This window comes from Paenibacillus rhizosphaerae (genome assembly GCF_014192015.1).
In the GTDB taxonomy this organism is placed as follows: Bacteria; Bacillota; Bacilli; order Paenibacillales; family Paenibacillaceae; genus Paenibacillus_AQ; species Paenibacillus_AQ rhizosphaerae.
Genome location: NZ_JACHXJ010000001.1, coordinates 805,574 through 830,170 on the forward strand (window position 1 = coordinate 805,574; position 24,597 = coordinate 830,170).

Below are 24,597 nucleotides of genomic sequence, written 5' to 3' on the forward strand. Positions count from 1 at the left end.
CTATAAAGGAGAGTGGAGAGAAATGACTGTGCAGCTTGAACAGCAAGTCAGGGAAGAGTTGACCAAGTATGCCCGGAAAACCGTAGCCAAAGGACTGGTAGTGGGACCGGGCGGGAACATCAGCGCGAAAGCGGGTAACATCATGCTGCTGTCTCCGAGCGGGTTTGCACTGGAAGACATTGAGCCGGAGCAATGGATCCGGGTGGAGATCGACTCCGGCAAAGTGCTGGATCAAGAGGTGCGGCCGTCTTCAGAGGTACTGATGCATCTGTTTGCCTACCGGGTTAATCCGGACATCCAGGCGATCGTGCATACCCATCCGGCCCACTGCATCGCATTGACACTGGTCTCGAAGGAGCTGCCGATGCTGTTCCCGGACCAGGCCGCACTTGTCGGCGACATCGCCTTCGTACCTTACGTGCTGCCGACGACCGATCTGCTGGCGAATGCGGTCGCGGAGAAAGTCGGGGACCACAACTCGATTTTGCTCGAAAACCATGGGCTTGTGACGACCGGGAAAAATTTACGTGAAGCGTACTACCGGACCGAGGTGGTGGAGGAAAGCGCGAAGGTGTACCTCGCCGCCAAGGCGGTGGGTGAGCCGAAAGTGCTGACCGACGCCGAGTACAAAGAGATCCAGTCGCTCGAAAGTGAAGCCTACCGGGTGCAGCTATTGCAGAAAATGAAGTGATATCCGGCTCTTGACATTCATCTTAATCATCCTGTAAAGTATGGAAAAAACAAACCATGGTTTGTCAAATTTCCAAAGCGATGATCAAGAGCAACAGTTCATGAGGACCGGCGTTTTCCAGAGAAGAAACCCCTGGCTGAAAGGTTTCCGCGCACGGGCATGAGCTTCCCGTCTTGTAGCTGCCGTGATGAAAGAATCTGCAGGTTCGAGTATTCATGGCCGGGTGATCCCGTTATATTGCTATTAAGGACTGCCGTACTTGCGGCGGTTGAATACAGGGTGGTACCACGAACACATTCGTCCCTTCAGGACGGGTGTGTTTTTTTGTTGTTAGAGTTCATGTTTGCCGCGGTAGTGTGCAGCATAAACAAGATAAGAGGAGGCTGATCGGCGATGAGCCGTTATGTTAGCAAGCAAACATCCCTATTGATCCCAACACTGCGCGAGGCTCCTGCCGAAGCGGAAGCCCGGAGCCACCAGCTCCTGCTCCGGGCGGGCTTTATCCGGCAGCTGGCTGCGGGAATATACAGCTACCTGCCGCTCGGCTGGCGCGTGCTGCGCCGCATCGAGGCCATCGTCCGTGAAGAAATGGACCAGGCCGGGTTCCAGGAGCTGCACCTGCCGGCCATGCAGCCGGCGGAGCTGTGGGAGCGGTCCGGGCGGTACGGGGCCTACGGGGCGGAGCTGATCCGACTGCAGGACCGGCATGAGCGCGAGTTTGTGCTCGGACCGACGCATGAGGAGGTCATTACGGCGCTTGCCGCGGCCGAGGTGAATACGTACCGCAAGCTTCCGCTTCGCCTGTACCAAATTCAGACGAAATTCCGGGATGAGCGGCGTCCGCGCTTCGGATTGCTCCGGGGCCGCGAATTCCTGATGAAGGATGCGTATTCGTTTGACCGCAGCTGGGAGGAGCTGGATCGGACCTATCAGGCGGTCCGGGACGCTTACCGCCGCATCTTCACCCGCTGCGGGCTGAAGTTCAGCATGGTGGAGGCGGAGGCGGGAGCCATTGGCGGTGAAGGGGAAACGCATGAGTTCATGGCGCCCGCGGAAATCGGCGAGGATACGGTCGTCAGCTGTCCGGCCTGCGGGTATGCGGCCAATCTGGAGAAGGCCGCAGCAGCTGCCGTGGAACGTTCGCCGGAAGAAGCGGAACGCCAAGCTCCCGCCATCGAAAAAGTTTCCACGCCAAATACAAGGACGATCGATGAAGTGAGCGCCTTCCTTGGGGTGCTGCCGTCACATATTTTGAAGACGATGATTTATATGGCTGACGGAAAGCCCGTCGCCGCCCTCGTGCGGGGTGATCATGAAGTCAACGAGAATAAGCTTGCCGCGGCAATGGGTTGCGGGGAGCTTGAACTCGCCGATCCGCAGGACGTGCTGAAGGTGACGGGAGCGCCTCACGGTTACGCCGGACCCGTTGGCCTTGATATTCCGGTCTATCTGGACCGCGATGCCGTGCTGTACGGCGGAGCGGTAGCCGGAGCGGGAGAGGAACATGCGCATGTGCGGAACGTGGTGCCGTTCCGGGATTATCAGCCGGCGCAAATCGGTGATTACCGCAATGCGCAGGAGGGGGACCGCTGTCCGAACTGCGGGGAGGCGCTGCATTTTGCCAAAGGCATCGAAATAGGGCACGTCTTCAAGCTGGGCACCAAATACAGCAGCGTCCTCGATGCCGGTTATACGGACGAAGCCGGCCGGGAGCAGACGATGATTATGGGCTGCTACGGCATCGGCATTTCCCGTCTCCTTTCGGCAGTGGCCGAGCAATCGCTCGCAGAACAAGGGATGTGCTGGCCGCTCGGCATTGCACCGTATCCAGTGCATCTGATTCCCGTCTCCGCCAAGGATCCGGATCAAGCGGCGGTCGTGGACCGGATTGTCACAGAGCTTGCCCGGCAGAGTGTGGAATGTCTCGTCGATGACCGGGAAGAGCGGGCGGGCGTGAAATTCAAGGATGCCGACTTGATTGGCCTGCCGTTTCGCGTCGTTGTAGGCAAACGGGCCGGGGAGGGCATCGTGGAGTGGACGGACCGGAGAACCGGGGGACGGACCGAAGTGGCGTGGCAGGAGGCCGCCCGGATGATTACCGAAATTTGTTCCGCGTCAAGGGAAACTCTATAATAGAAGGTATTGTGCCTGCACACGGGAACCGAAGCCCCTGGGCATATCAATGTTATGTAATGCTATGATGGAGGAGACTATGACGATCAGACTTGCGAAACGAGAAGACGCGCATCTTGCCGCCAGATTGCTGTACGATGCGCTGCATGATGTTGCGCATCAATTAACTGGAGAAGACAGCGAGGAAGCCGTGCTCTTCGCGCTTGAAGCCTATTTTGCCGCCGAGGAAGGCCGCCTTAGCTACAAGCAGACGCTGGTGAGTGAACTGGACGCCCGGCCGGTCGGCCTCGTGGTGGCATACGGAGGCGACCGGGCAGTGGAGCTGGACCGGCCCATCCTTGCAAGGCTGCGATCCATGAAGCAGGACCCGGATTTGCAGCTGGACAAGGAAGCGGATGTGGACGAATTTTACATCGACACGCTATCGGTCTCGCCGGAATATGGCGGACAGGGGATCGGCACGTCCTTGATTCGCGCAGCCGAGGAACGGGCAAGTGCATACGGATACGCTAAAATCGCCATGGCGGTTGTAACAGATAACACGAAAGCCCATTCGCTGTACCTGAAGCTCGGATACCAAACCGACAAAAACATTATGATTAACGGCCATGTGTATTATCATATGGTCAAGCATTTGGGTTGACGGAAGCCCGCGAAATATGAACGGAAAAAGGACAGCCGATTGGCTGTCCTTTGCTGTATTTAAACCAGCGCTTTTTTCGGCATATCAAGCCTCCGGTTCCCGGATCGGTTCGAAGATCGCCACCTGCCGCTTGCCGACCTTGAAATGCTGAAGCCGCTTATAACGAGCGTGCCCCAGCTTCTGGCTTTTGTCCGCGATCATGGCGACGGCCGCACCTTCGCTGCTGAGCAGCGGATAGATATGCTCGAATAAAGCGGACACCGGGTCGGCGTGGCCGCTTTCCCAACTGACGAGATCCCCGTATGGAAGGTCGGTCAGCACCAGATGGACCGGCTGATCGACGTGATCCAGGTTGTGCGGATCCGTAATATTGTCCTGGAAAACGACGCTTTCGTCCAAAGTCAAGCCGGAGACTGCAGGCTCAAGCCGGGCCAAGCTCTCCAGCGCTTCCTTATGCGACGTTTTGCCGTAGTTTTGATACAGCTCCCGCAGCTGGAGCTCCCGTTCACTGAGCCCCAGCTTCGTCAGGAGCGCCAAATTTTTACCTGCGACGGACAGGGCGTTCGGGTCGACATCCGAGGCATACATCCGCCGGATCCTTGATCCGTGAAGAAGACCGGTTATGGTCAGCAGGTAGGCTCCGCCGCAGCAGGGATCATAGAGAATATACGGGCCGGAAATTCCTCGCTTCTCCAGGATCCCAAAGCACCGCTGGACGATTTCGCTTCCGAGCCGCACCGGGAAGGAGGTCACGCCGGGAGCGTTATACAGGGCTCTGCCGCTGGCGTAATCCTCGTAGCGGCCCGCTTTTGTTTCATACAAGTATTCCATATCATTTACCTTTCAACCGTTCGTGTGTTTGCATATTTTATAACTGGTAACATTGTAGCACGGGAAGGTTCCCCGCCCCAATGCCACACAAAACGAAGGACTCAAGATCGTCCGGCAAATCGCAAGCTTTCCTTTTAAGAAAACATTCCGCTATTCCGCCGTCCGCTCAAGTCCGGGCCATTCCTCCGCCGTCACGGCAAGCAGGACATGATCTTCCCATACGCCGTTGATTTGCAAATACCGCTCCGCAAGGCCCTCCCGGCGGAAGCCGGCTTTTTCCAGCACGCGCAGCGAACGCAGGTTCCTCGGCATGACGCCGGCCTGTACCCGGTGCAGCCCGAGGCTTCGGAACGCATGATCCACGCTCATGCGGACGGCCGCGGTCATATAACCTTTACCGTTCTGTTCCTGGGCCATAAAGTAACCGATGTTGGCATTTTGAAATACACCCCGCGCAATTGCCGTCAAGGCAATCCGGCCGATCAATAGGTCCGATTCCTTTAAAAAGATGCCCAGCACACAAGCCTGGTCCAGTTCAGCGCCCGTGATGCCATTCCACACGTCCTTGATCTGTCCTTCCAGCGTCCAGAACGACTCGGGACGAATCGGTTCGAAGGGCTGAAGAAAGTCGCGGTTGTTTCGGCGCAGCGTAAAAAGCGCCTCCGCATCCTCTTCCACCAGCTCTCTTAAATAAATGGCCTCATGCGGATCCAGCAGCATTACAATCCCTCCTTACAAATGTGATCGGTCGATGGCACTCCTTCCACATTTTCACCCGCTTCATATCGGCAATCTGAATGCCTGCTTACAGTAATATAAGCCAAATTTCCAGGCCTGTCCATGGCAAATGCTGTGGGTATCATCCCGGTTTCCTCCTACGTTATTTTAATGGTGTTTATACCAGATATACCAATATTTAGCGATCAAACCGTCCGCATCTTTTTGATAGGATAAGAGTAAGAACTCTATGAAAGAAAAAAATATATTCTATGAAAAGTGAGGCACCCTCCCTTGATTAAACCGCAAAAGTTAGTAACCTTATTCGCAGCATTCATGCTGGCCGTCAGTACCGGACCGGCCTATGCCGCAGCCGGCAGCTCGAGTCTGCCTTTTCATGATATTTCGGGGAGCTTCGCTCGGGATGAAATCGTCGACCTCGTTCACGAGGGCGTTGTTGAAGGAACGGGAGGGGGAGCGTTTGAACCGCGCAAAACGGTAACGCGTGCCGAGTTTACCGCTATGACGGACCGATTGCTTAAATTGAAGGAAGTGGACGGGGACATTCCCGCTTTCAGCGATGTTCCGCGCACCTCCTGGTATTACGGCTGGGTGCAGGCCGGGCTGAACCTGGGCATCGTTCAGGGGAAAAGCGCCAGCACTTTTGAGCCGAAGGCAAATATTACCCGGGAGGAAGCCGCAGTCCTGATCGTTCGCGCGCTGAAAGAGGAACCCACTGCGGTCAGCGCCGGGCAGCTGCCTTATCAGGATGCTGCCAGCATTTCCGCATGGGCGCGCCCTTATGTCAAAGCCGCGGCTGCACTAGGCCTGATGGAAGGAGCAGGCGGGAAATTCCGCCCCAAAGCCAACATGACCCGCGAAGAAACCGCAGCTGTGCTTGACCGTGTGCTGCAAATTTCTTCATGGGATCAGGCGATCCATTCCACGCCGGCGTCCTCCCTGCAGGTCGGATGGCAGAATGGGTTGACCATATCCCAGTTTATTGCCAAGGTCAAGGCGTCCAACGTCAACACGATCGTACCCCGCTGGTTTTTCCTGGAGAAGGGGACCGGCTCCTTGTCCAACCATGTTGACGCCAGCCTGCTGAACTGGGCAAAGCAGAACAATAAGAAGGTATGGGCGCTCCTCGGCAATCACTCGGATCCCGAGCTGACGGACGATATTTTGACCGATCCTGCGAAAAAAAGCAGCGTGATCAAGCAGCTGACCGCTTATGTCAAATCGTACGGGCTGAGCGGCATCAACGTCGACTTTGAAAATGTCAGCCCCCAGGACCGTGAAGCACTGACGGCGTTCGTGACGGAACTGGACCAAAGCCTGCGTGCCGTGGGCGGCGTCGTATCGATCGACGTGTCGCCGGATCTCGGAACCGACTGGACGGAAGCCTTTGATTACAAGGCGCTGGGACAAGCGGCGGACTATATCATCCTCATGGGCTATGATGAGCATTGGGGCGGCGATCCGATCGCCGGGTCTGTCTCTTCTTATCCTTGGGTGGAAAGCGCGCTGGACAAGCTTCTTCGCTCCGTGCCGTCGTCCAAGACGATTTTGGCGCTGCCTTTCTACACCCGGGACTGGACGCTGAAAGAAGGGGGCGCTACTTCGGAGGAATTGACACTGGCTCAGCAGGGCGTCCACACGCGTTCTGTCGCCTATAACCGCAGCTGGGACGACAACCTTGGGCAGTACGTGTTCAAGTATCAAAAGCAGGGATTTACTCACAAAATATGGGTTGAGGACAGCCGGTCCATTACGAAAAAATATGTCATGGCAGCCGACCGGGGTGTAGCCGGTTACGCTTTCTGGTATATGGGAGCGGAGACACCTGACGTATGGACGGCGATGTCCAATGCGAGCAGGTATGCCTCTTACTAATCATGAACCAGTAAGATAAGTAGAGTCTGATCTTTAAATAGATCAGGCTCTTTTTTAATGTATATTTATTCAAAATAATTAGAATATATTAATCTAAAATTATTGAACATTAAAATCCACTCGATTAGAATGAAAATATAAGCCCAAATCCTGGGAGAACCCGGGTAACGAGAACATGGAATCCTGGAAGGAGAATAGATATGAACTTGCTGGATCTGTCCTTTAAAAGAACGAGCTATGAGGCTACAGTACAGACCTCCCTCTGGTATGAATGCGCACTGGGTGCAGCCGTGCTGACTTATCCGAAGCTTCACGGATCGTTGGACAAGCCCGGCGAATATTATGCCCTGCTGCGGCAAAGAGCCAGCCGCCGGCTCGAAGCCGAGCTTCAGTACTGCCAGGAGCATAATACCTGGAAAATGCTGCTCCAGCTGCTGCATTCCCTGAGCTGCGAGACGATTGATAACTTTGCTCAGGAGATTCATGCTTTAAGCAGGGAGGAGTTCCGCTATCGTGTGCTCCCGTACCTGGAGACGGCTCTGGAGCCGGCGCGCAGACGGACGGCGGAGGGAGATCTGGCTGGTGCGGAAGAGATGATGGATGCCTGCCGCGGACACCGTTTTTTTCCACAGATGATTCATGACGTAGTGACGATCGATGCGGATGCGTTAAGGGACCATTTGATTACACTGCTGCAGCTGTGGTACTCGGAGGTTATGGAGGGCGAGCGGGAGATGACGGCGGCCGTGCTGAAGCGGGATGCGGAGGAGAAAATGGCCTGGCTTCGTTCGCTTGCACCCGAGGAAGTCGTCCTGCGGGCTACCGGGGTGGAATATGCCCCCGAGCCGGGGATTCAGCAGGTGCTGCTCATTCCGCATGTCATTTATAGGCCGTTTACGGTCGAGGCTTCGCTGCCGCAAACGAAGGTGTTCTATTATCCTGTCAGCGATACCAGCCTTCCAGGGCTCCGGGATCCTTACGAGCCGCCAGCCAGGCTGGTGCAGATCTACAAGGCGCTTGGAGATGACAAAAGGCTCCGCGCCTTGAAGCTGATCGCCGGGAAGGACCGGACGTTGAAGGAGCTGACCGACGCCTTGGGGCTGGGGAAAACGACGGTGCATCATCATTTGGCCGTCCTGCGCGCAGCCGGGCTCATCCGGGTGAATGGCGGCAGCTATGCCTGGAATGCACAGTCCCTTCATCATCATGAGCGGGAGCTGAACGAATTTTTGTCCGGCAGCCACGATGAATAGGCAGAGCCCGGAACAAGCGGAGGGTGATTACCCACAGCTGAGGCGATGGCCGCAAAATTTCGCATGGCTGTATGCCGACCAGCTGCTGTCCGTGTTCGCCGGCACCTGCGGTACGTTTATCCTCTCCTGGCTGCTGTATGAGGTGACAGGCTCCAAAGTGGCGATGGGAGGGCTGTGGCTGATCAGCTTCGCTTCCCAGTGGGGCGTTCAGCTGCTTGCCGGTCCCCTGATCGACCGGTGGAAAAGAACGGCGGTCATGAAGCTGTCGGAAGCCGTTAGGGCTGTGGTTTATCTTGCAGCGGGTCTGATGTGGATAGCCGGGGAAAGACAGGCATATATATGGTATACGGCATCTTGGATCAGTTCATTTGTCATGTACGACCTGGCTTCCGGCGCCCTGCTTCCGAAGCTGGTAAGGCCGGAAGAATTGACCCGCAAGAATGCATGGATGTCGGGAAGCGTGCAGCTGATGCGGACCTTAGCCTTCCCGCTGGCGGGTCTTGGCGTACAGGTTCTTGAACCGGGAACGGTCCTTCTGATCCTTTCCTTGCTGTTTGGCGGATCTTTCATGTGCATCTGCGGCATTCGGGAGGGGCCGCCTGCCTACGCTACTTCTCCCGGACAAGGCCGTTCAGGCGCGGGAGCGGCTTGGTTCGATCAGATCCGGGCCGGATGGAGGGTGTTTTCGGGCAACCGCCTGCTGGTTGCGCTCGCTCTGTTCGTCTCCGTTACCAGCTTTGGCGTAGCGGCTACGCAGGCGATGTATATCCCGTACGTCTCGGAGGTGCTTGGCGGCGGAGCGGCGGAGTATGGCTGGTTCACGGCCGCATTTCCCTGCGGGTATGTGCTGGGCAGCTGGGCAGCCGGCAGAATACGGGGAACTTCTCCGATGCTTGGCACCATGCTCGCCGCCTTGCTGTTCGGCGGGGCGACTTATGTCGGGCTGTCACTCGTTCGCAGCCTGCCTGCTGCCTTGGTGATTGAACTGGCCGCCGGGATAGCGATGCCGTTCTGGAACGTCTTCAGCAGTAATGTTTTCTACAGGCTGGTCCCCGAGCAGGTCCTTGGGCAGGTCTTATCGATGCGTCTGCTGCTCGTAAAATCTGCCGGGCCGTTTGGTATCATCTACGGCACTTATTGCGCCGCAGCGTACGGAATTCCTCGGCTGTTCTTAACGGTCGGACTGCTGATTGTGGCTGTGACGGGAACCGGTTTGGCCTGGACGATGATGTTCAGACATAATCCGGCGGGTGATTTGAGAAAATATCCATAGGAAAACAACCGTTTTACATACCACGTGAAGGAAAAGAGGTTGACTATGGAGAAAGGTACCGATCAAGAGCTGACTTACGGATCAGACTATCATTATATTCCCGCCACCTCGGTGGCCAGCGGTGAAGGCGTGGAGGTTCGCCCGGACGTATACAGCTACACGGTGCAAATCGTCAATATTGTGCTGGCGGGTGCCCCGCAGGCAGGATCGTTCGTATTGATTGATGCAGGCATGCCGGGTTCTGCGGATGACATCATCCGGACGGTGGAGGAGCGGTTTGGTTCCGGGAGCCGTCCGGAAGCGATGATATTGACTCATGCCCATTTTGACCATGTGGGCGCACTGATCGATCTGGTGAAGCACTGGGAAGTCCCGGTATATGCCCATATGCTGGAGATGCCATACCTGACGGGACAGGAGAGCTATCCGAAGCCCGACCCGACGGTGGAAGGCGGAATGCTCGCCAAGCTGTCCTTTGCATTTCCGAATGAGCCGGTCAACGTCGGACCATGGGTCAAGCCGCTGCCGGAGAACGGTAGCGTGCCGGGCATGCCGGAATACCGGTGGATTCCTACGCCGGGACATTCGCCCGGGCATGTTTCACTGTACCGGGAAAGGGACCGGACTTTGATTGCGGGGGACGCCTTTACGACCGTCCGGCAGGATGAGCTCTACAAGGTGCTGGCCCAGAAAGTAGAAATAAGCGGACCGCCGCGGTATTTCACGCCGGATTGGTTCGCGGCCTGGCAGTCGGTCAAACGGCTGGAGGCCCTGCACCCGGATGCAGCCGTCACTGGGCACGGAAAGCCCGTAACCGGTGAGGAGCTGTCGGCGGGTTTGAAAAGGCTGGCGGAACAATTCGACAGCTTGGCCATCCCGGATCACGGGACCTACGTGAAACGGTACGAACAATAATCACAGCTTAGAACAATCAGCCGTACACCGGGCCAGATTCCCGGCATACGGCTTTTTTTCAAAATAAGATCGTTTAAAGAAAGGAAGTGAATCGCACTCTTGTCCGTAAAATCGGTGAAATGGTATGCCGTGCTTGTGCTGCTGTGCGTACTCCTCGTGTATCTCGTCGACCTGACGACCTTTCGGTACCATGGAAGGGGGATATCCGGCAACGGCAATCCCGGACTCCTGTTTTTGTTTCCGGCTTGGACCGCCGCGCTGATGCTGATGATTGTGACTTTTATTATGGCCGTCAAATATTTTGACGATCTCAGCGAGCATATCGTGAAGAAGGCTTACCGGTTCTGGTTACCGCTCATTTCCCTGCTAGCCCTGTTTCTGTCCGTTTATTTACAGTTCCGCAAAATCATGCAGTGGCTGGATACGTACCGCCAGATGACGGAGAAGTTTGGCTCTCCGCTTTTCCTTGGCGCGCTAAATCCGTATAACAATTCACTCTATTACAATGCCCACATATTATTGTTTTGTGTATCGGCGGCCATGCTATGCGGATGGTGGGTCGTATCCAGACGTCCATACTAAACTTTCGGCATGACGGGGCGGATGAGGCGTGCTACAATAACATGTTGTAACGCACCTTATGTCAGTTGAAAGGAACATCCATGAGAAAAACATCCGCACCCCTACCTACATTCATTCCATTACTGATCGGCATTACGGCGATATCGTTCTCTTCCATTTTTATAAAATGGTCGTCGGCGCCCGCGTCGGTGCAGGGCATGTACCGTCTGTTGTTCACGGCGATTCTAATGCTTCCCTTCCTGAAGCCGCATTGGAAGGAATTACGAGCCCTTTCCATAAAAAATTGGCTGCTCCTCGGGACGTCCGGCTTTTTTCTCGCGCTTCACTTCCTGCTCTGGATGGGGTCGCTCAAGCTGACGAGCGTCTCCAGCTCAACGATTATATTAGCGCTGGAGCCGGTTTTTATCGTCATTGGGGCGTTCTTCTTCTATAAGGAAAAAACGTCGGGCGCAGCCATTTCGGGCATGGTAATCGCCATTGCCGGAGCCGTTCTGATCGGATTCGGCGATATCGGCGTGTCCCGTGACAATCTGCTTGGCGATCTGCTGTCCCTCCTCGGCACGCTCGCGGTATCCGTGCACATGCTGATCGGGCAGAAAATGGTCGCCCGCGTGCCTTCCTTTGTGTACAGCTTTGTCGTGTTTCTTTCGGCTGCGGTCGTTTTCGCCGTATATAACGCGGCAGCCGGGGTGTCTTTTACGGCATATCCGGGACGGGACTGGGGAATTTTCCTGCTGCTGGCCGTCGTGCCGACGGTGTTCGGCCATCTGCTGTTTAACTGGCTGATGCAGTACGTGCCCGCATCGACGATCTCGATGAGCATCCTGGGAGAGCCGGTTGGTGCGAGCCTGCTTGCGTTCCTTATTCTCGGCGAAGCGATCACGCCGTTCCAGCTGGCCGGGGGCCTGCTGGCGATTGCCGGGCTGATCGTATTTCTGAACGCCGGAAGGTTCAAACCCCGGCCAAAAAGCGATATTTCCGCCGAGCCGGCCCATCCGGCCCCATGATTTAACCGACAACGAAGCGGCTCCGACCTGTGGTCGGGGCGGCTTTTTTTTGCAATGAAAACTTTTTATGCAGAAAAATTAATAGTAATTATTACGATTTACTTGCCAGCTTGGACGTTTTATGGTTTAATCGTTAAAGCGTAATAATTACGATTAGTAACCCATATACTGTACCGATCTGGATATTTGCAACCACGTTCCCGCGAAATGAACGGTTTGAAGGGTTATAAGCAAGTGACAGGGACGGCAATCGCTCTGAAATTCCATAATCGGTCGAAAGGCCAAAAAATTTTTGTTTAAAATTAATCGTAATATTTACGAATAAATCCGAGAGGGAATGATTAGTCCCTTGACGATGAGGAGGGAGAAAACGGGATGAATATTGCAGCAATGAACAACGTCGTATACGGCTATGATGGGGTGCCCGTCATACATAACGTCTCGCTTCGCATTGAATCCGGCGAGTTTATCGCGGTCAGCGGGCCAAATGGCGCAGCCAAGTCGACCCTGCTGAAGCTGCTGCTTGGCCTGGTGAAGCCGTGGAGCGGTGAGGTCACCTACGCCCCGGATTTTAACCGGAAGGCCATCGGGTATTTGCCGCAGCAGGCAGCCTCGTTCAACAGCGGATTTCCGAGCAAGGTGATCGAGCTGGTCCGTTCCGGCTGCTATCCGAAGCTTGGATTGTTCCGCCGCTTCGGCGCCGAGCAGCATGCGCTCGTGGAATGGAGCCTCCGGCGGGCGGGAATGTGGGAATACCGCAGCCGAAAGATTGGCGGGTTATCCGGCGGTCAGAAGCAGAAGGCATGCATCGCCCGCGTCATGGCCCAGCAGCCGGAACTGGTCGTCCTGGACGAACCGGTAACCGGAATGGACGCTAGCAGCAGAATGCAATTTTACCAATGGATGAGGGACTATGTAACCGCGGATGCGAGACGCACCGTGCTCATGGTGACGCATGGACTGGATGAAGCCCGTCCCTATTTGGACCGGGTGATCCGGCTGGAAGGAAAGGAGGGGGACTGCCAATGCTTCACTTCGAATTCATGCAGCGCGCCTTTTGGGCAGGAGGTCTTATTGCACTGATTGCGCCGATCCTCGGCGTGTTTCTCGTCCTGCGGCGGCAGTCGCTGATGGCGGACACCTTGTCGCACGTATCCATGGCGGGCGTGGCGCTTGGCAGTGTCCTGCATATGAGCCCTGTTTTGGCGGGGTTTCTGTTCGCGGTGATCGGGGGGATCGCGATTGAACAGCTCAGGAGGTCCTACCGCGCATACAGCGAGGTTCCGGTCGCGATCATCATGACGTCCGGGTTGGCGCTGGCGATGGTGCTGATGAGCATGAAGAGCAACTTGAGCAAAAGCTTCAGCAGCTACCTGTTCGGCTCGATTGTGGCCGTCAATCCGCTGCAGCTAATGATCATCGCCGCGGTGACGGCGGGCGGGCTGATCTTCTTCGCCGTCCTCCGCCGCCAGCTCTATACGCTGACGTTCGATGAGGAGACGGCTGCCGTGGGAGGCGTACAGGTCAAGCTGCTGACGTTTGCGTTTGCGGTCATGTCGGGACTGATCGTGGCTGCGGCGATGCCCATCGTCGGTGTCCTGCTGGTTTCGGCGCTGATCGTGCTGCCTTCCGCTTTTGCGCTGCGCTTTGCCGGCGGCTTTCTGCAGGCATGCATGCTCGCGGTCTGTGCCGGCCTGGCGGGTGTGTTCGGCGGCCTGACGGCTTCCTATTACACGGATACTCCGCCAGGAGGCACGATTGCGCTGACGCTGCTTCTGATCCTTCTTGCGGGTATTGCCGTCCAGAAGGTCGGCCAGCGCCGAAGACAGCGCCACTTGGGAGAAGCGGCAACGACCGTCCCGTCAGCATCCAAGCAGTTGATGAGCACATCATATCAAGAAGAGGAGACAAACGTATCATGAATAAAAGAACACCGTTTCTATCTGCACTTATCGTAAGTTCTATGATCCTGGTCCTGGCCGGATGCGGTTCAGCAGCAAAAAATGACAGCGCGGAGCCGGCTTCGGCCACCGCTCCCGCAAAGGAAAAACTTAAAATAGAGACGAGCTTCTACCCGATGTACGAATTCACCCGCCAGGTTGCCGGCGATCTGGCAGACGTGCATCTGCTCGTACCCGCAGGCACCGAGCCTCACGACTGGGAGCCGACACCGAAAGATATGGCGGCAATCGAGCAGGCAGACATGCTGGTCTATAACGGGGCCGGCTTGGAAAGCTGGGTGGACCAAGTGGTCTCCGGCTCGGACAGCAAGGGGATGACGGCGGTAGAAGCGAGCAAGGGGCTGGAGCTGATCCCGGGAACGGAAGAAGAGGAAGACCACGATCATGACCATGACGCTGCCGAAGGAGACGCGCATGCCGATGAAGCGGAAGCCGGACAAGGAGAGGAGCATGCCCATGAGCACGAACACGATCACGGTGCATTTGATCCCCATGTTTGGCTGTCGCCGAAGCTTGCCATCGGAGAAGTACGTACAATCGAAGCCGCTTTGTCCGCCAAAGCACCGGAGCATAAGGCTCAGTTTGAAAAAAATGCCGCTGCCTACATAGCCAAGCTGCAGCAGCTGGACGAGCAGTACACGAAAGAGCTGTCGGACACGAAGCGCAAAGATTTTATTACACAGCATGCGGCTTTCGGATATCTGGCCCATACGTACGGACTGACGCAGGTACCGATTGCCGGCCTCTCCCCGGAGCAGGAACCGTCGGCGCAGGCGATGGCGGAGGTCGTGAAGTTCGCACAGGCTCATCAGGTGAAGACGATTTTCTTTGAGACGCTGGTATCCTCCAGCGTAGCGGATACGATCGCCAAAGAGGTTGGGGCGAAGTCGGCGGTGCTGAATCCGATTGAGGGGCTGACCGCCGAGGATGAGGCCAATCATCTCGACTATCTCCAGATTATGCAGTCAAACTTAACGGCGCTGGTCAAGGCGCTGAATGAATAATCCCATCACAGGAGGACTTGCTCTTATGAACCAAACATCCGTCATTCCGGTCACCGTCTTGAGTGGTTATCTCGGATCTGGCAAAACAACGGTTTTAAACCATGTGCTGAACAACCGCGAAGGCGTCAAGGTTGCCGTCATCGTGAACGATATGAGCGAAGTTAACGTGGATGCGCGGCTCGTTCAATCGGAGACTTCCTTGTCCCGCACGGACGAGAAGCTGGTCGAAATGTCCAACGGCTGCATCTGCTGCACGCTGAGGGACGACTTGCTGCAGGAAGTCCGCAAGCTGGCGGAGGAGCGGAGATTTGATTACATTCTGATTGAATCGACAGGCATCTCTGAGCCGATCCCAGTCGCCCAAACATTTCATTACCAGGACGAGGCCTCCGGGATCGACCTGACGAAATACGCCAGGCTGGACTGCATGGTCACCGTGGTCGATGCGTACCGCTTCTGGCATGATTTCGCCTCCGGGGAGACGCTGATGGACCGGAAGGAGGGCGCCGGGGAGGAGGATGACCGCGATGTGGCTGATCTGCTCATCGACCAGATTGAAACCTGCGACGTGCTGCTCCTCAACAAATGCGACCTGGTGGAAGAAGAGGCGTTAAACCAGCTGGAAGGGTTGATTCGGAAGCTGCAGCCTTCAGCCAAAATCATCCGGACCGTGAACGGGCAGGTCGCACCGACCGAAATTATGAACACGGGCCTGTTCGATTTTGATGCGGCGAGCCAGTCGTCCGGCTGGATTCAGGAACTGCAGCGCGAACATCATACGCCCGAAACGGAGGAATACGGCATCGGCTCCTTCGTATACCGCAGGCGCGTCCCGTTTCATCCGGAGCGGCTTGCCGCGCTGCTGTCGGACTGGCCGGAGGAGATCGTCCGTGCCAAGGGATTGGTCTGGCTGGCTGTCCGCGGTGACATGGCGGCCAGCATCAGCCAGGCGGGACCATCAATCCAATTCGGCCCGGCCGGCTATTGGGTCGCTTCGCTTCCGGAAGCGGAGCAGCGCGAATGGCTGGCACAGGAGCCGGATCTCCGGCGGAGATGGGACGAGACCTGGGGCGACCGGATGAACGAAATCGTGCTGATTGGGGTCGGCATGGACCAGGAAGGCATTACCCGCCGTTTGGATGCGTGCCTGCTTACTGGCGGAGAGATGGAAATGAACTGGGCGGCGTTTCGCAATCCGCTGCCTTGGATCGAAATCCAGTAAGATACTTACAGAACTTGGCCGTCCGAAAAGGGTTCATTCGGGCGGCCTTTTTTCGTAAACCACCAAGTTACGTCTTCCGCATCTCTAAGGGAATCACATGCCCGTCCCCCGTTTGAATCCACAGGATTGCGTGTAAAGGATTAGGGACTTCACCCGCCGCCCATGCGTGAAAACGCAGGTTCGGGGAGAAACTACGGTCAAATCCAAGGAGGGACGATGCTGGCATGAAAGCTGTAACCTATCAGGGCAAAAAGAAGGTGGAAGTGAAGGAGGTCGGCGACGCGAAGCTTATCAAGCGGGATGACATGCTCGTCCGGGTGACGAGCACCGCCATCTGCGGCTCGGATCTTCACATTTACCACGGGCTGATTCCGGGGATGTACGACGATTACGTCATCGGCCATGAGCCTATGGGGATCGTTGAAGAGACCGGACCGGACGTCACCCGCGTCAAAAAAGGCGACCGGGTCATCATTCCGTTCAATGTTGCGTGCGGAGAGTGCTTTTTCTGCACAAACCAGATGGAAAGCCAATGCGACAACGCCAATGACGCCAAGGATACGGGCGGGTATTTCGGCTACTCGGAAACGTACGGCGGTTACATGGGCGGACAGGCGGAGCTGCTTCGGGTGCCCTTCGGCAATTTCGTTCCGTTCAAGGTACCGGAGGATGCGGAGGTGGAAGATGAGAAAATCCTGTTCCTCTCCGATATTCTTCCGACCGCCTATTGGGGCGTGGACAATGCCGGCGTGAAGCCCGGTGACACGGTCATTATTCTCGGCTGCGGCCCGGTCGGTCTGCTGACGCAGTAATTTGCCTGGCAAAAAGGGGCTAAGCGGGTCATCGCGGTCGACCATGTGGACTATCGGCTGGAGCACGCCAAACGGACGAACCACGTGGAGACATACAATTTCGAGAAGACCCATGACATCGACCAGACGCTGCTGGAGGCGACAAAGGGCGGCGCGGACGTCGTCATCGACTGTGTGGGGCTGGATGCCAAACGCACGGCCATGGAGAAGGTCGAAACGGCCCTGATGCTGCAGGGAGGATCGCTTGGGGCTTTCAATACGGCCGCCAATGTCGTCCGCAAATTCGGTACGATTCAGGTGATCGGGGTGTACGGCCTGAAATACAACATGTTCCCGTTCGGCCATCTGTTCGAGCGCAATGTGCAGGTGAAAATGGGACAAGCCCCCGTTATTCATTACATGCCGGAGCTGTTCCGGCAGATCCAAACCGGGAAAATCGACCCGACCGACATCATCACGCACAGGCTGCATATCAGCGATGCCCCGCGGGCTTACGAAATTTTCGACAATAAGGATGAGAGCTGCATCAAGGTCGTGCTGAAACCCTAGAACGGTATCATTCGCATGGAGAAGCATATGCCGCGATATAAGCGAGTCACGTATCACTGAATCACACTCCCCTAAAGGAGCGGTGTGCAGGAATGATCCTGCCCGCCCTCCTTTTTTTCGTGTCCCTGTACAGCACCTGACTCAGCTGTGTAGAAAGGTTTTTTACCGACGTTATACATTCTTTAGATTTGCCTCCTATACTTCTTGGCAGGAGGAGATCATATGAACGAAATGAATGAGACTAACGTATTGGAAGTATTGAATGTATCGAAAAAAGCGGGGACGCGTACCTTGGTGGACCAGGTGTCCTTTTCCATACAGGCGGGGGGCGTATGCGGTTTTGTCGGTCCGAACGGAGCCGGGAAAACGACGCTCATCCGGATGATAACTGGACTGATCAAACCGGGGGACGGAAGCATCCGTATTGACGGAACCGATGTGGGGCGCGAGCGGGTCAAGGCGCTGTCCCGGGTCGGGGCAATCGTGGAATCGCCCATCTTTTTTCCTTATATGTCAGGCAGGGACAACCTGCTGAACCTGGTCAGACTGCATCCGAATGTGCCGGGGACGGAGCGAAGGGCACGCGTGGAGGAAGCTCTGTCGATTGTTGGGCTGAGCGAACGGGGTTCGGACAAAGTAAAAACGTACTCGCTCGGTATGAAGCAGCGGCTCGGCATCGCCCAGGCCTTGCTTGGGGATCCGCGGCTCATCATCCTGGACGAACCGGCGAATGGCCTTGACCCGATGGGCATCCGCGAGCTGCGCCAGCTGATCCAGCGGCTGAATCAGGAGCGCGGGATTACGTTCCTGGTTTCGAGCCACCTGCTGGACGAGCTGCAGCGGATTTGCAGCCGTTTCGTCATCATCAAGGAAGGCAAGCTGGTATGGGAGGGCACAAGCCGCCAGTGGCAGGAGGCCGCAGGAGCGAAAGGGATCGAAGAGCATTTTGTGGAGATGATGACCTCATGAACAGCGGCTTGTTTCTGAGCGAGTGGGAGCGAATGTGGAAGCGGAAAATCACCTGGCTGTTCCTGTTCGCCATGCCCGCCGTCGTCGCGGCTACCGCCAAATATTATGCCGGCCACAATCGGGTAATCCCGCCCGCCAGTGCAGAGTACACCTGGGCCGGGAATTTTCCGGTGATGGCCTTGATCGAGCAGCTGATCGTCGTGTTTAACGTGATGTCCCTGATCTTGCTCACCCTTTCCGTTACGGAAGAATACCGCAGCGGGCAAATCCGGATGGTCATGCTCCGTTCGTTTACGGCGGGGCAGCTGCTGCGCGCCAAATGGCTCGCCCATACGGCGGTGATGATGCTGTATTTTACCGTATACCTGCTGTTGTCGGCGGCCGCTGGGCTGCTGTTCTTCGAGACTCACGATCCCATGCAGCTGTTTTACCACGACCATCCCGTCTCCTTAAAGGGGATGATCGGCTATACGCTGATGTATTACGGACTTGCGTTCTTGACCGTGCTGGCGATCGGGAGCGTCTTCATGGCCGCGGCCGTGATTTCGCGGACGACGACCGGCGCTGTCGGCTTGGGCCTCGGGTTTCTGCTGTGCTCGCTCGGGTTTCCGCTGGTCTATCAGCTGGCCAACCGGGTCGGTGGGCTGGGGCTGCCGGCTGTGGTGAAGTATTTGTCGTTGACCGAAATTCAGTACAGCGGGATTGCTGTTATGCTTGGTCAGGCGCAGGCGGTTAGTTCGGGCGCCGCCTCCCTTGCCGCACTGCTTGTGGGCTTAGGATATGCCGTTATTTTCGGCGTGGGGTCGCTGCTTGTATTTTCAAAATCGGACCGGTGGATGTAAGGAGGAATAAATTATGTTTGCTATGATGTTAAGCGACTGGGAACGGATGTGGAAAAGGAAAAAGACGCTGTTCAGTATGCTGATCTTTGTTGTCATCGTGGGATTAGACTGCTTGTTTTTGAGCATGCAGAAGTTGGGGGCGTTCGACAACGTATCGACGGCGCCGCTGGTGTCAGAAAATTTCGCCTTGTTTCTGTTAAAAGAGGTTTCGTTCTTTCTCGTACTCATCATCGGGCCGATGCTGATCATTGACAGCATGAACGGGGAGTACACATCTGGACAGCTGCGGATGGTACTGATTCGGCCGGTATCCTTCGCCCAGCTGTTCCTGGCCAAATGGATGAACCTTGCGGCCATGCTGCTGCTATTCACACTCGTTACGTTTGCCATCGGCGAAGCCTTTGGGTATGCCTTCCTGCCCGGCGCGGATACCGTGGTGTTTTTGAATCCGGAACAGCAATACGGCCCGGCCGGGGCGTTCTTCTACTGTTTCCAGTCTTACGGCCTCTTTTATCTGATCCTGCTGGCTCAGCTGAGTCTGACCGGCCTGATCTGCACGCTGCTGCCCGGCGTCGTGCTCAGTTATTTGTGGTGGATTGCGACCGCGGTCGGGGCGCTGTATGTATCCGATTCTTTCGGATTTCTCCTGATGGGGATGGATACGGTATTTAAATGGACGGCGGGAATGTACCATCATCCTTTTTATTTGCCGCTTCTGATCTGTCTTGGAATGGGTTTTGCCGTTACAATGGGAATATGGCAGCGGAGAGGCTGGACCAAATAGAGAGAGAAGAAAGAGGTAACTGGAATGAGCGACAAAATACTGATCGTGGATGACGAAGCCGAAATTGCCGCCCTGCTGGAGCAGGCGCTGACAATGGAGGGCTATGAAGTGAATACGGCCGCAGACGGGCGTGAGGCGCTGGAGCGGATCCACGACCGGCCGGATCTGATCATTCTGGACGTCATGATGCCGCATGTCAACGGCTTTGAGCTGTGCCAAATGATCCGGGAGGAGGTGGGCTGCCCGATATTGTTCGTGAGCGCAAGGCAGGCCGAGGCGGACCGGATTCAGGGACTGTCCATCGGTGGCGATGACTATATTACGAAACCGTTCAGCATCCGGGAGCTGAAGGCCCGCGTTGCGGCCCATCTCCGGGGGAGCCGGCGCGCAGCCGGCCAGCAGGCGCAGCGGTCCACCTTACGGTACGGTCTGCTGCAAATCGATCTGAAGGGGCGGAGCGCCGCTTACAAGCAGACCGAAATTCCGCTGACCGCGAAGGAATTCGACATCATCGAGCTGCTGGCGCTGCATCCCGGCCAGGTTTTTTCCAAAGAGCAGATCTATGACAAGGTATGGGGGCTTGAGGCGATGGGCGATGCCAGCACGGTAACGGAGCATGTGAAGAAAATCCGGGCGAAGCTGACCGGTACGGATCCGGATACCCCATACATCACGACGGTTTGGGGGGTCGGCTATAAATGGGAAAAATCGGCTTTATAGAGCGGCTTTCCGTTAAAAAGCAGCTGATCTACACGTTCGTCCTGATCATGCTGCTCAGTTTGGTGCTGACGGCGGTAACCTACATCCTTGGCTTCTGGTGGCTCACGAGCAGCAGCTGGTTCAATCCGGCCAATCACTACGAACAGAAGATTCCGGCGATTGCCGCATACTCTCGCAGCTTGGGAGAAGCGGTACTGGACCCGGCCAGCCGGCCGAAATTGGAAGAGAAGATTCCAGGAGAAGGGATCAGGTATCAAGTGATGGACGCCAGGGGCAAGGTGTTATACGGAACGCTGACCGGGCCTGTCTTTAAGCAAAAAGGGGATTTGGTCCAACGCTTGAATACCTCTTTTTCGCGGCAGCCCAGCATCGGGTTCGGAGGCGTCATTACGAAGGTTGTGCCCGTGACTTCGTCTTCCGGGGAGCTGCGAGGCGCTATCGCGCTGGAGTACAAGCTTGAGGTGACCTCAAACGGCGGCCCGGGATCAGCGGATGTCCTCAAATTCGCCCTGAATATTTGTTTTCTTGCAGCCCCTTTTATTTACATCGCACTCTTTACTTATATATTTGCAACCCGGTTCGGAAGGCGGATCAGCCGTCCGGTTCACGAACTCATCGATGCATCCGAGCGGATCCGCAGACAGGATCTTGATTTTACGATCACTTACAAGGCGGCCAACGAACTGGGTCTGCTCACCGATTCCTTTGAAAAAATTCGCGCTGCCCTGAAGGACTCCCTGCTCAGGGAATGGAAGCTCGAGCAGGAGCGCCGGGATATGATGGACGCGATTGCCCATGACCTCCGGACGCCGATGACGATTATTCAGGGCAATGTGGAGATGCTGACGGACACGGCCGGGGTGATTCCGCGCGGCAAGCTGGAGGAGCGCCTGCGTGTGGTCGAGGGCAACATCCAGCGGGTCAACCGGCTGATTCAGGATATTCAGGTGGCTTCCGAGAAGGATATGGAGTATTTTCCGCTGTATGTGAAGGAAACGGATGTCGCGGAGTTTGCAGGCGCCAAAGAACGGGAGATCCGCTATCTGTGCGCGGGCAAGCAGATCCGGCTGGAATATACGGTGACCGATGAGCGGCCGGCTCCGCATCCCGGCTATATGGACGTCCAGCGCGTCGGGCAGGTTCTGGACAACGTCATCACGAACAGCCTCCGATATGTTCCGGAACAGGGGAGCCTTAGCGTATCGCTCACCATTCGCGAGAAGGACATCCGGTACGAAATCTGCGATACGGGGCCCGGATTCAACGAAGCGGACATCCCGAATCTGTTCCGGAAGTTTTACAAAGGCGACAAGGGACAAACCGGGCTTGGCCTGTATACGGCCCGCGTCATTTGCGATAAGCATGGGGGAGGCATCGAGGCTGCCAACCGGCCGGAAGGCGGGGCGTGTATTACATTTACGGTTCGCACGGACATGCATAACCGGGAATCGGAGCAATGAACGGAAATCGCCAATAAGGCACCGGCAAAGACAGGATGCGTTCATCCTGCCTTTTGTTTAGTCAGCGGCGGGTCACACAACGATACGGCGAATGGAGGTCCCGTAACCGGTGTTTATGCGAAGGGATGCTTCCCCTTTTTTCGTCTTAACAAGCTTGAAGTAATGGCGAGCACCCAGGGCTTGCGTTTTCCCGAATGGGCGGAATGATAACGATCGGCCGATTCAGTGGTTTCGGATACGCCGGTTTGTTTGCGGCGATGCTCAGCTTGTCGGTATTCCATCAGTTTTTCTTGTACATAATGATGTTCCAGCATGTGTTCTCCTCCTCGAATAAATGTTCCTATGTTGGATGAATCTGTCTTTTATCTGTCTAATGCCATTATGATCTATCCAAAAGGGGATAAAAAGTGTATACTTGCGCAAAAGGATTTCCTCTTTTATTGGGACGTTAAGAAGGGAGGGGCTGATTATGCTGTTGGACGAAAGGTATTTGCTGCTGCATGAGCGCTTTGGAGGTGGAACGGAGCTTGGGGTACCCGTCGAAGTCACGCTCGATGAGCTGGCCGACGCGCTGTACTGCACCAGCCGTAACGCCAAGCTGATACTACGAAAACTTGAAAGCGAGCATTTGATCGAGTGGCTGCCCGGGCTGGGCCGGGGGAACCGTTCGAGGATCGTGTTCAAAGCTGATAAGGAAGCCTATTTGATCGAATATTCCCAGCATCTTGTAGAGCAGGGTGATTACAAACGCGCCTTTGACCTGATCGGGGGATTTGGAAACGGAACGTATGCCAAGCCGAAATTTCTCGAATGGCTGGATAACCACTTTGGCTACAAAAAAGGGGAAGAGGGCGATCCGGACGATACGCTGATCTTTCCCGTGCTTAAAACTCCGAACACGATGGATCCCGCCGATTTGCTGTATGCGTTCGATTCGCATTTGATCCGGCAAATTTTCGACAGGCTGCTGAGGTTTGACGAACAGACCGGCACCATTGCGCCAATGATCGCCCATACCTGGTCATCCAACGACAGCGCTACGGAATGGACGTTTTATCTGCGCAAGGGAGTCCGCTTCCATAACGGACAGGAGCTGACCTCACGCGATGTGCAGTTTACGCTTGAGCGGCTCCGGAGCGGGACGGCCAACAGCTGGCTTATGCGCGGCGTGGAACGTGTAGAGACGGTCGGCCCGCGGGTACTGCGTGTCAAGCTGAGCCGGCCTAACCGGATATTTGACCGGTTCATGTGCTCCGCGGCGGCTTCGATCCTTCCCTATGGGTTCGCGGGCGCGGAGGAAGATGCCTATTGGAGTCATCCGCTCGGAACGGGACCCTTCCGGCTGGTTACCTGGACGAAGGGACGGATTGAAATGGCGGCGTTTGACGCGCACTTCCAGGGCAGACCGTATCTTGACGGCGTGAACATCGTCATTATGCCGGAGGACTGCGGCACGGATGCGGACGGAATCGCCAAGGTCCATCACAGCCTGGATACGATGCGGATGGACCAAGACAGGCCGGAGGAGGCTTGGCAGGAGATTGAGAAGCTGTGCCAAGGCTGCACGCTGTTAACCTGGAACGTGTCCCGCGAAGGTCCTCAGCAGTCAGAGGCGTTCCGGCGGGCGGTGCGGATGATCCTTCATCCCGGGGAAATGGTGGCGGAGCTCGGCGGCGAGCGCGTGCTGCCGGCATTCGGGTTCCGGCCAGAGGGGAGCCGCTCTCATGCGATGGAGCCGATGCGTCCCGAACGCGTCCGCAGGGCGCTGGAAGAGTCGGGGTATGGCCGAGAGGTCATTCGCATGGCCTACCACGGAAAATATGGGGAAGACTGCACATGGGTCATCAACCGGCTCGCTGACTGGGGTATCCAAGTCGAAGGCGCGGATTATGAGATGTGGCCGGATTCGGATTTTGTGATCTCGGGTCTGGTGTTTCCCGAGGACGAGGTATGCGAAATTGAAGCCTACGAGCACCGGGACTGTGTCATGCAGGCTTATTTTGACCGTGAGCGGAAGGAATGGATTACCGGCCGGATCGATGCGGCGGTGGCCGCGGAGTCGACGGAGAAGCGCCGGATGTTCTTGATGGAGATCGAAGAGCATATCCGGGATGAGGCGACGGTCATTTTTCTGCATCACCGGAGGCTGAGCACCTTTTTGCATCCTTCTGTACGGGGTGTCAACCTGAATCCACTCGGCTGGATCGACTTCAAGGACGTATGGCTGGAACAGGCATGACGGAAGCCTGCATACGCAAAGTTCGTACTGAGGTATGATAAAAAAGCAGGCATGCCGCGGGATGAATCCTTCAAGTATGCCTGCTTTTTTTCAC

At 56.1% G+C, this 24,597-nt stretch carries 22 protein-coding genes and 1 pseudogene; 20 read left to right on the forward strand and 3 right to left on the reverse strand.

Annotated elements, in window-relative coordinates; translation table 11 throughout:
* Positions 1-22: 22 nt before the first annotated feature.
* The 3 genes from FHS19_RS03595 (at position 23) to FHS19_RS03605 (ending at position 3,467) form a co-directional block, all read left to right on the forward strand.
* On the forward strand, positions 23-691 hold the full coding sequence (locus tag FHS19_RS03595; protein ID WP_145134706.1) for a class II aldolase/adducin family protein: 669 nt from the start codon (positions 23-25) through the stop codon (positions 689-691).
* Between the two features lie 393 nt (positions 692-1,084).
* Positions 1,085-2,824: a proline--tRNA ligase gene (locus tag FHS19_RS03600; RefSeq protein ID WP_183578678.1), complete on the forward strand. Its 1,740-nt coding sequence runs from the start codon at positions 1,085-1,087 to the stop codon at positions 2,822-2,824.
* A gap of 79 nt (positions 2,825-2,903) precedes the next feature.
* On the forward strand, positions 2,904-3,467 hold the full coding sequence (locus tag FHS19_RS03605; RefSeq protein ID WP_183578681.1) for a GNAT family N-acetyltransferase: 564 nt from the start codon (positions 2,904-2,906) through the stop codon (positions 3,465-3,467).
* 84 nt (positions 3,468-3,551) lie between these two features.
* On the opposite strand, the gene FHS19_RS03610 is transcribed toward FHS19_RS03605, so the two are convergent.
* Both FHS19_RS03610 and FHS19_RS03615 read right to left on the reverse strand, forming a co-directional pair.
* A complete protein-coding gene (locus tag FHS19_RS03610) occupies positions 3,552-4,298 on the reverse strand; it encodes a hypothetical protein (RefSeq protein WP_183578684.1) in 747 nt (248 codons plus the stop codon).
* 150 nt (positions 4,299-4,448) lie between these two features.
* A complete protein-coding gene (locus FHS19_RS03615; protein ID WP_183578688.1) occupies positions 4,449-5,018 on the reverse strand; it encodes a GNAT family N-acetyltransferase in 570 nt (189 codons plus the stop codon).
* 291 nt (positions 5,019-5,309) lie between these two features.
* On the opposite strand from FHS19_RS03615, the gene FHS19_RS03620 reads away from it, so the two are divergent.
* The 16 genes and pseudogenes from FHS19_RS03620 (at position 5,310) to FHS19_RS03695 (ending at position 22,264) form a co-directional block, all read left to right on the forward strand.
* Positions 5,310-6,911 carry an S-layer homology domain-containing protein gene (locus FHS19_RS03620; RefSeq protein WP_246426408.1) on the forward strand — a complete coding sequence of 534 codons (1,602 nt, stop codon included), beginning with the start codon at positions 5,310-5,312 and terminating at the stop codon, positions 6,909-6,911.
* A gap of 200 nt (positions 6,912-7,111) precedes the next feature.
* On the forward strand, positions 7,112-8,164 hold the full coding sequence (locus FHS19_RS03625) for an ArsR/SmtB family transcription factor (protein WP_183578690.1): 1,053 nt from the start codon (positions 7,112-7,114) through the stop codon (positions 8,162-8,164).
* Complete coding sequence (locus FHS19_RS03630; RefSeq protein WP_183578695.1) at positions 8,157-9,437, forward strand: MFS transporter; 1,281 nt, start codon at positions 8,157-8,159, stop codon at positions 9,435-9,437. The genes FHS19_RS03625 and FHS19_RS03630 overlap by 8 nt, the downstream gene beginning before the upstream one ends.
* A gap of 45 nt (positions 9,438-9,482) precedes the next feature.
* Positions 9,483-10,352 carry an MBL fold metallo-hydrolase gene (locus FHS19_RS03635; protein WP_183578698.1) on the forward strand — a complete coding sequence of 290 codons (870 nt, stop codon included), beginning with the start codon at positions 9,483-9,485 and terminating at the stop codon, positions 10,350-10,352.
* Between the two features lie 99 nt (positions 10,353-10,451).
* The gene (locus FHS19_RS03640) at positions 10,452-10,934 is read left to right on the forward strand and encodes a hypothetical protein (RefSeq protein WP_183578702.1); all 483 of its coding nucleotides are present in this window, start codon (positions 10,452-10,454) and stop codon (positions 10,932-10,934) included.
* An 80-nt stretch (positions 10,935-11,014) separates the two neighbouring features.
* Positions 11,015-11,941, forward strand: a complete 927-nt coding sequence (locus tag FHS19_RS03645) for a DMT family transporter (protein WP_183578705.1) — start codon at positions 11,015-11,017, stop codon at positions 11,939-11,941.
* Positions 11,942-12,316: 375 nt separating this feature from the next.
* Complete coding sequence (locus FHS19_RS03650; RefSeq protein WP_183578708.1) at positions 12,317-13,024, forward strand: metal ABC transporter ATP-binding protein; 708 nt, start codon at positions 12,317-12,319, stop codon at positions 13,022-13,024.
* A complete protein-coding gene (locus tag FHS19_RS03655) occupies positions 12,961-13,863 on the forward strand; it encodes a metal ABC transporter permease (protein WP_281382502.1) in 903 nt (300 codons plus the stop codon). Before FHS19_RS03650 ends, FHS19_RS03655 begins: the two co-directional genes overlap by 64 nt.
* Positions 13,860-14,906, forward strand: a complete 1,047-nt coding sequence (locus tag FHS19_RS03660) for a metal ABC transporter substrate-binding protein (protein ID WP_183578714.1) — start codon at positions 13,860-13,862, stop codon at positions 14,904-14,906. The genes FHS19_RS03655 and FHS19_RS03660 overlap by 4 nt, the downstream gene beginning before the upstream one ends.
* Positions 14,907-14,931: 25 nt before the next feature.
* Positions 14,932-16,128, forward strand: coding sequence for a GTP-binding protein (locus tag FHS19_RS03665; RefSeq protein ID WP_183578717.1), 1,197 nt, complete (start codon positions 14,932-14,934; stop codon positions 16,126-16,128).
* Positions 16,129-16,352: 224 nt separating this feature from the next.
* Positions 16,353-17,489: pseudogene (locus tag FHS19_RS03670) on the forward strand (zinc-dependent alcohol dehydrogenase).
* A gap of 231 nt (positions 17,490-17,720) precedes the next feature.
* A complete protein-coding gene (locus FHS19_RS03675; protein WP_183581402.1) occupies positions 17,721-18,458 on the forward strand; it encodes an ABC transporter ATP-binding protein in 738 nt (245 codons plus the stop codon).
* On the forward strand, positions 18,455-19,300 hold the full coding sequence (locus tag FHS19_RS03680; protein WP_183578720.1) for a DUF2705 family protein: 846 nt from the start codon (positions 18,455-18,457) through the stop codon (positions 19,298-19,300). The genes FHS19_RS03675 and FHS19_RS03680 overlap by 4 nt, the downstream gene beginning before the upstream one ends.
* A 13-nt stretch (positions 19,301-19,313) precedes the next feature.
* The gene (locus FHS19_RS03685) at positions 19,314-20,084 is read left to right on the forward strand and encodes an ABC transporter permease (protein ID WP_183578723.1); all 771 of its coding nucleotides are present in this window, start codon (positions 19,314-19,316) and stop codon (positions 20,082-20,084) included.
* 24 nt (positions 20,085-20,108) lie between these two features.
* A complete protein-coding gene (locus tag FHS19_RS03690) occupies positions 20,109-20,804 on the forward strand; it encodes a response regulator transcription factor (RefSeq protein WP_183578726.1) in 696 nt (231 codons plus the stop codon).
* A complete protein-coding gene (locus FHS19_RS03695; RefSeq protein WP_183578729.1) occupies positions 20,783-22,264 on the forward strand; it encodes a sensor histidine kinase in 1,482 nt (493 codons plus the stop codon). The genes FHS19_RS03690 and FHS19_RS03695 overlap by 22 nt, the downstream gene beginning before the upstream one ends.
* A gap of 113 nt (positions 22,265-22,377) precedes the next feature.
* Here the strand turns inward: FHS19_RS03695 and FHS19_RS03700 are convergent, their stop codons facing one another.
* A complete protein-coding gene (locus tag FHS19_RS03700) occupies positions 22,378-22,578 on the reverse strand; it encodes a hypothetical protein (RefSeq protein WP_183578734.1) in 201 nt (66 codons plus the stop codon).
* A gap of 155 nt (positions 22,579-22,733) precedes the next feature.
* Here FHS19_RS03700 and FHS19_RS03705 point away from each other — a divergent pair, with 155 nt between their 5' ends.
* Positions 22,734-24,503, forward strand: a complete 1,770-nt coding sequence (locus FHS19_RS03705; RefSeq protein WP_183578738.1) for an SgrR family transcriptional regulator — start codon at positions 22,734-22,736, stop codon at positions 24,501-24,503.
* Positions 24,504-24,597 lie beyond the last annotated feature (94 nt).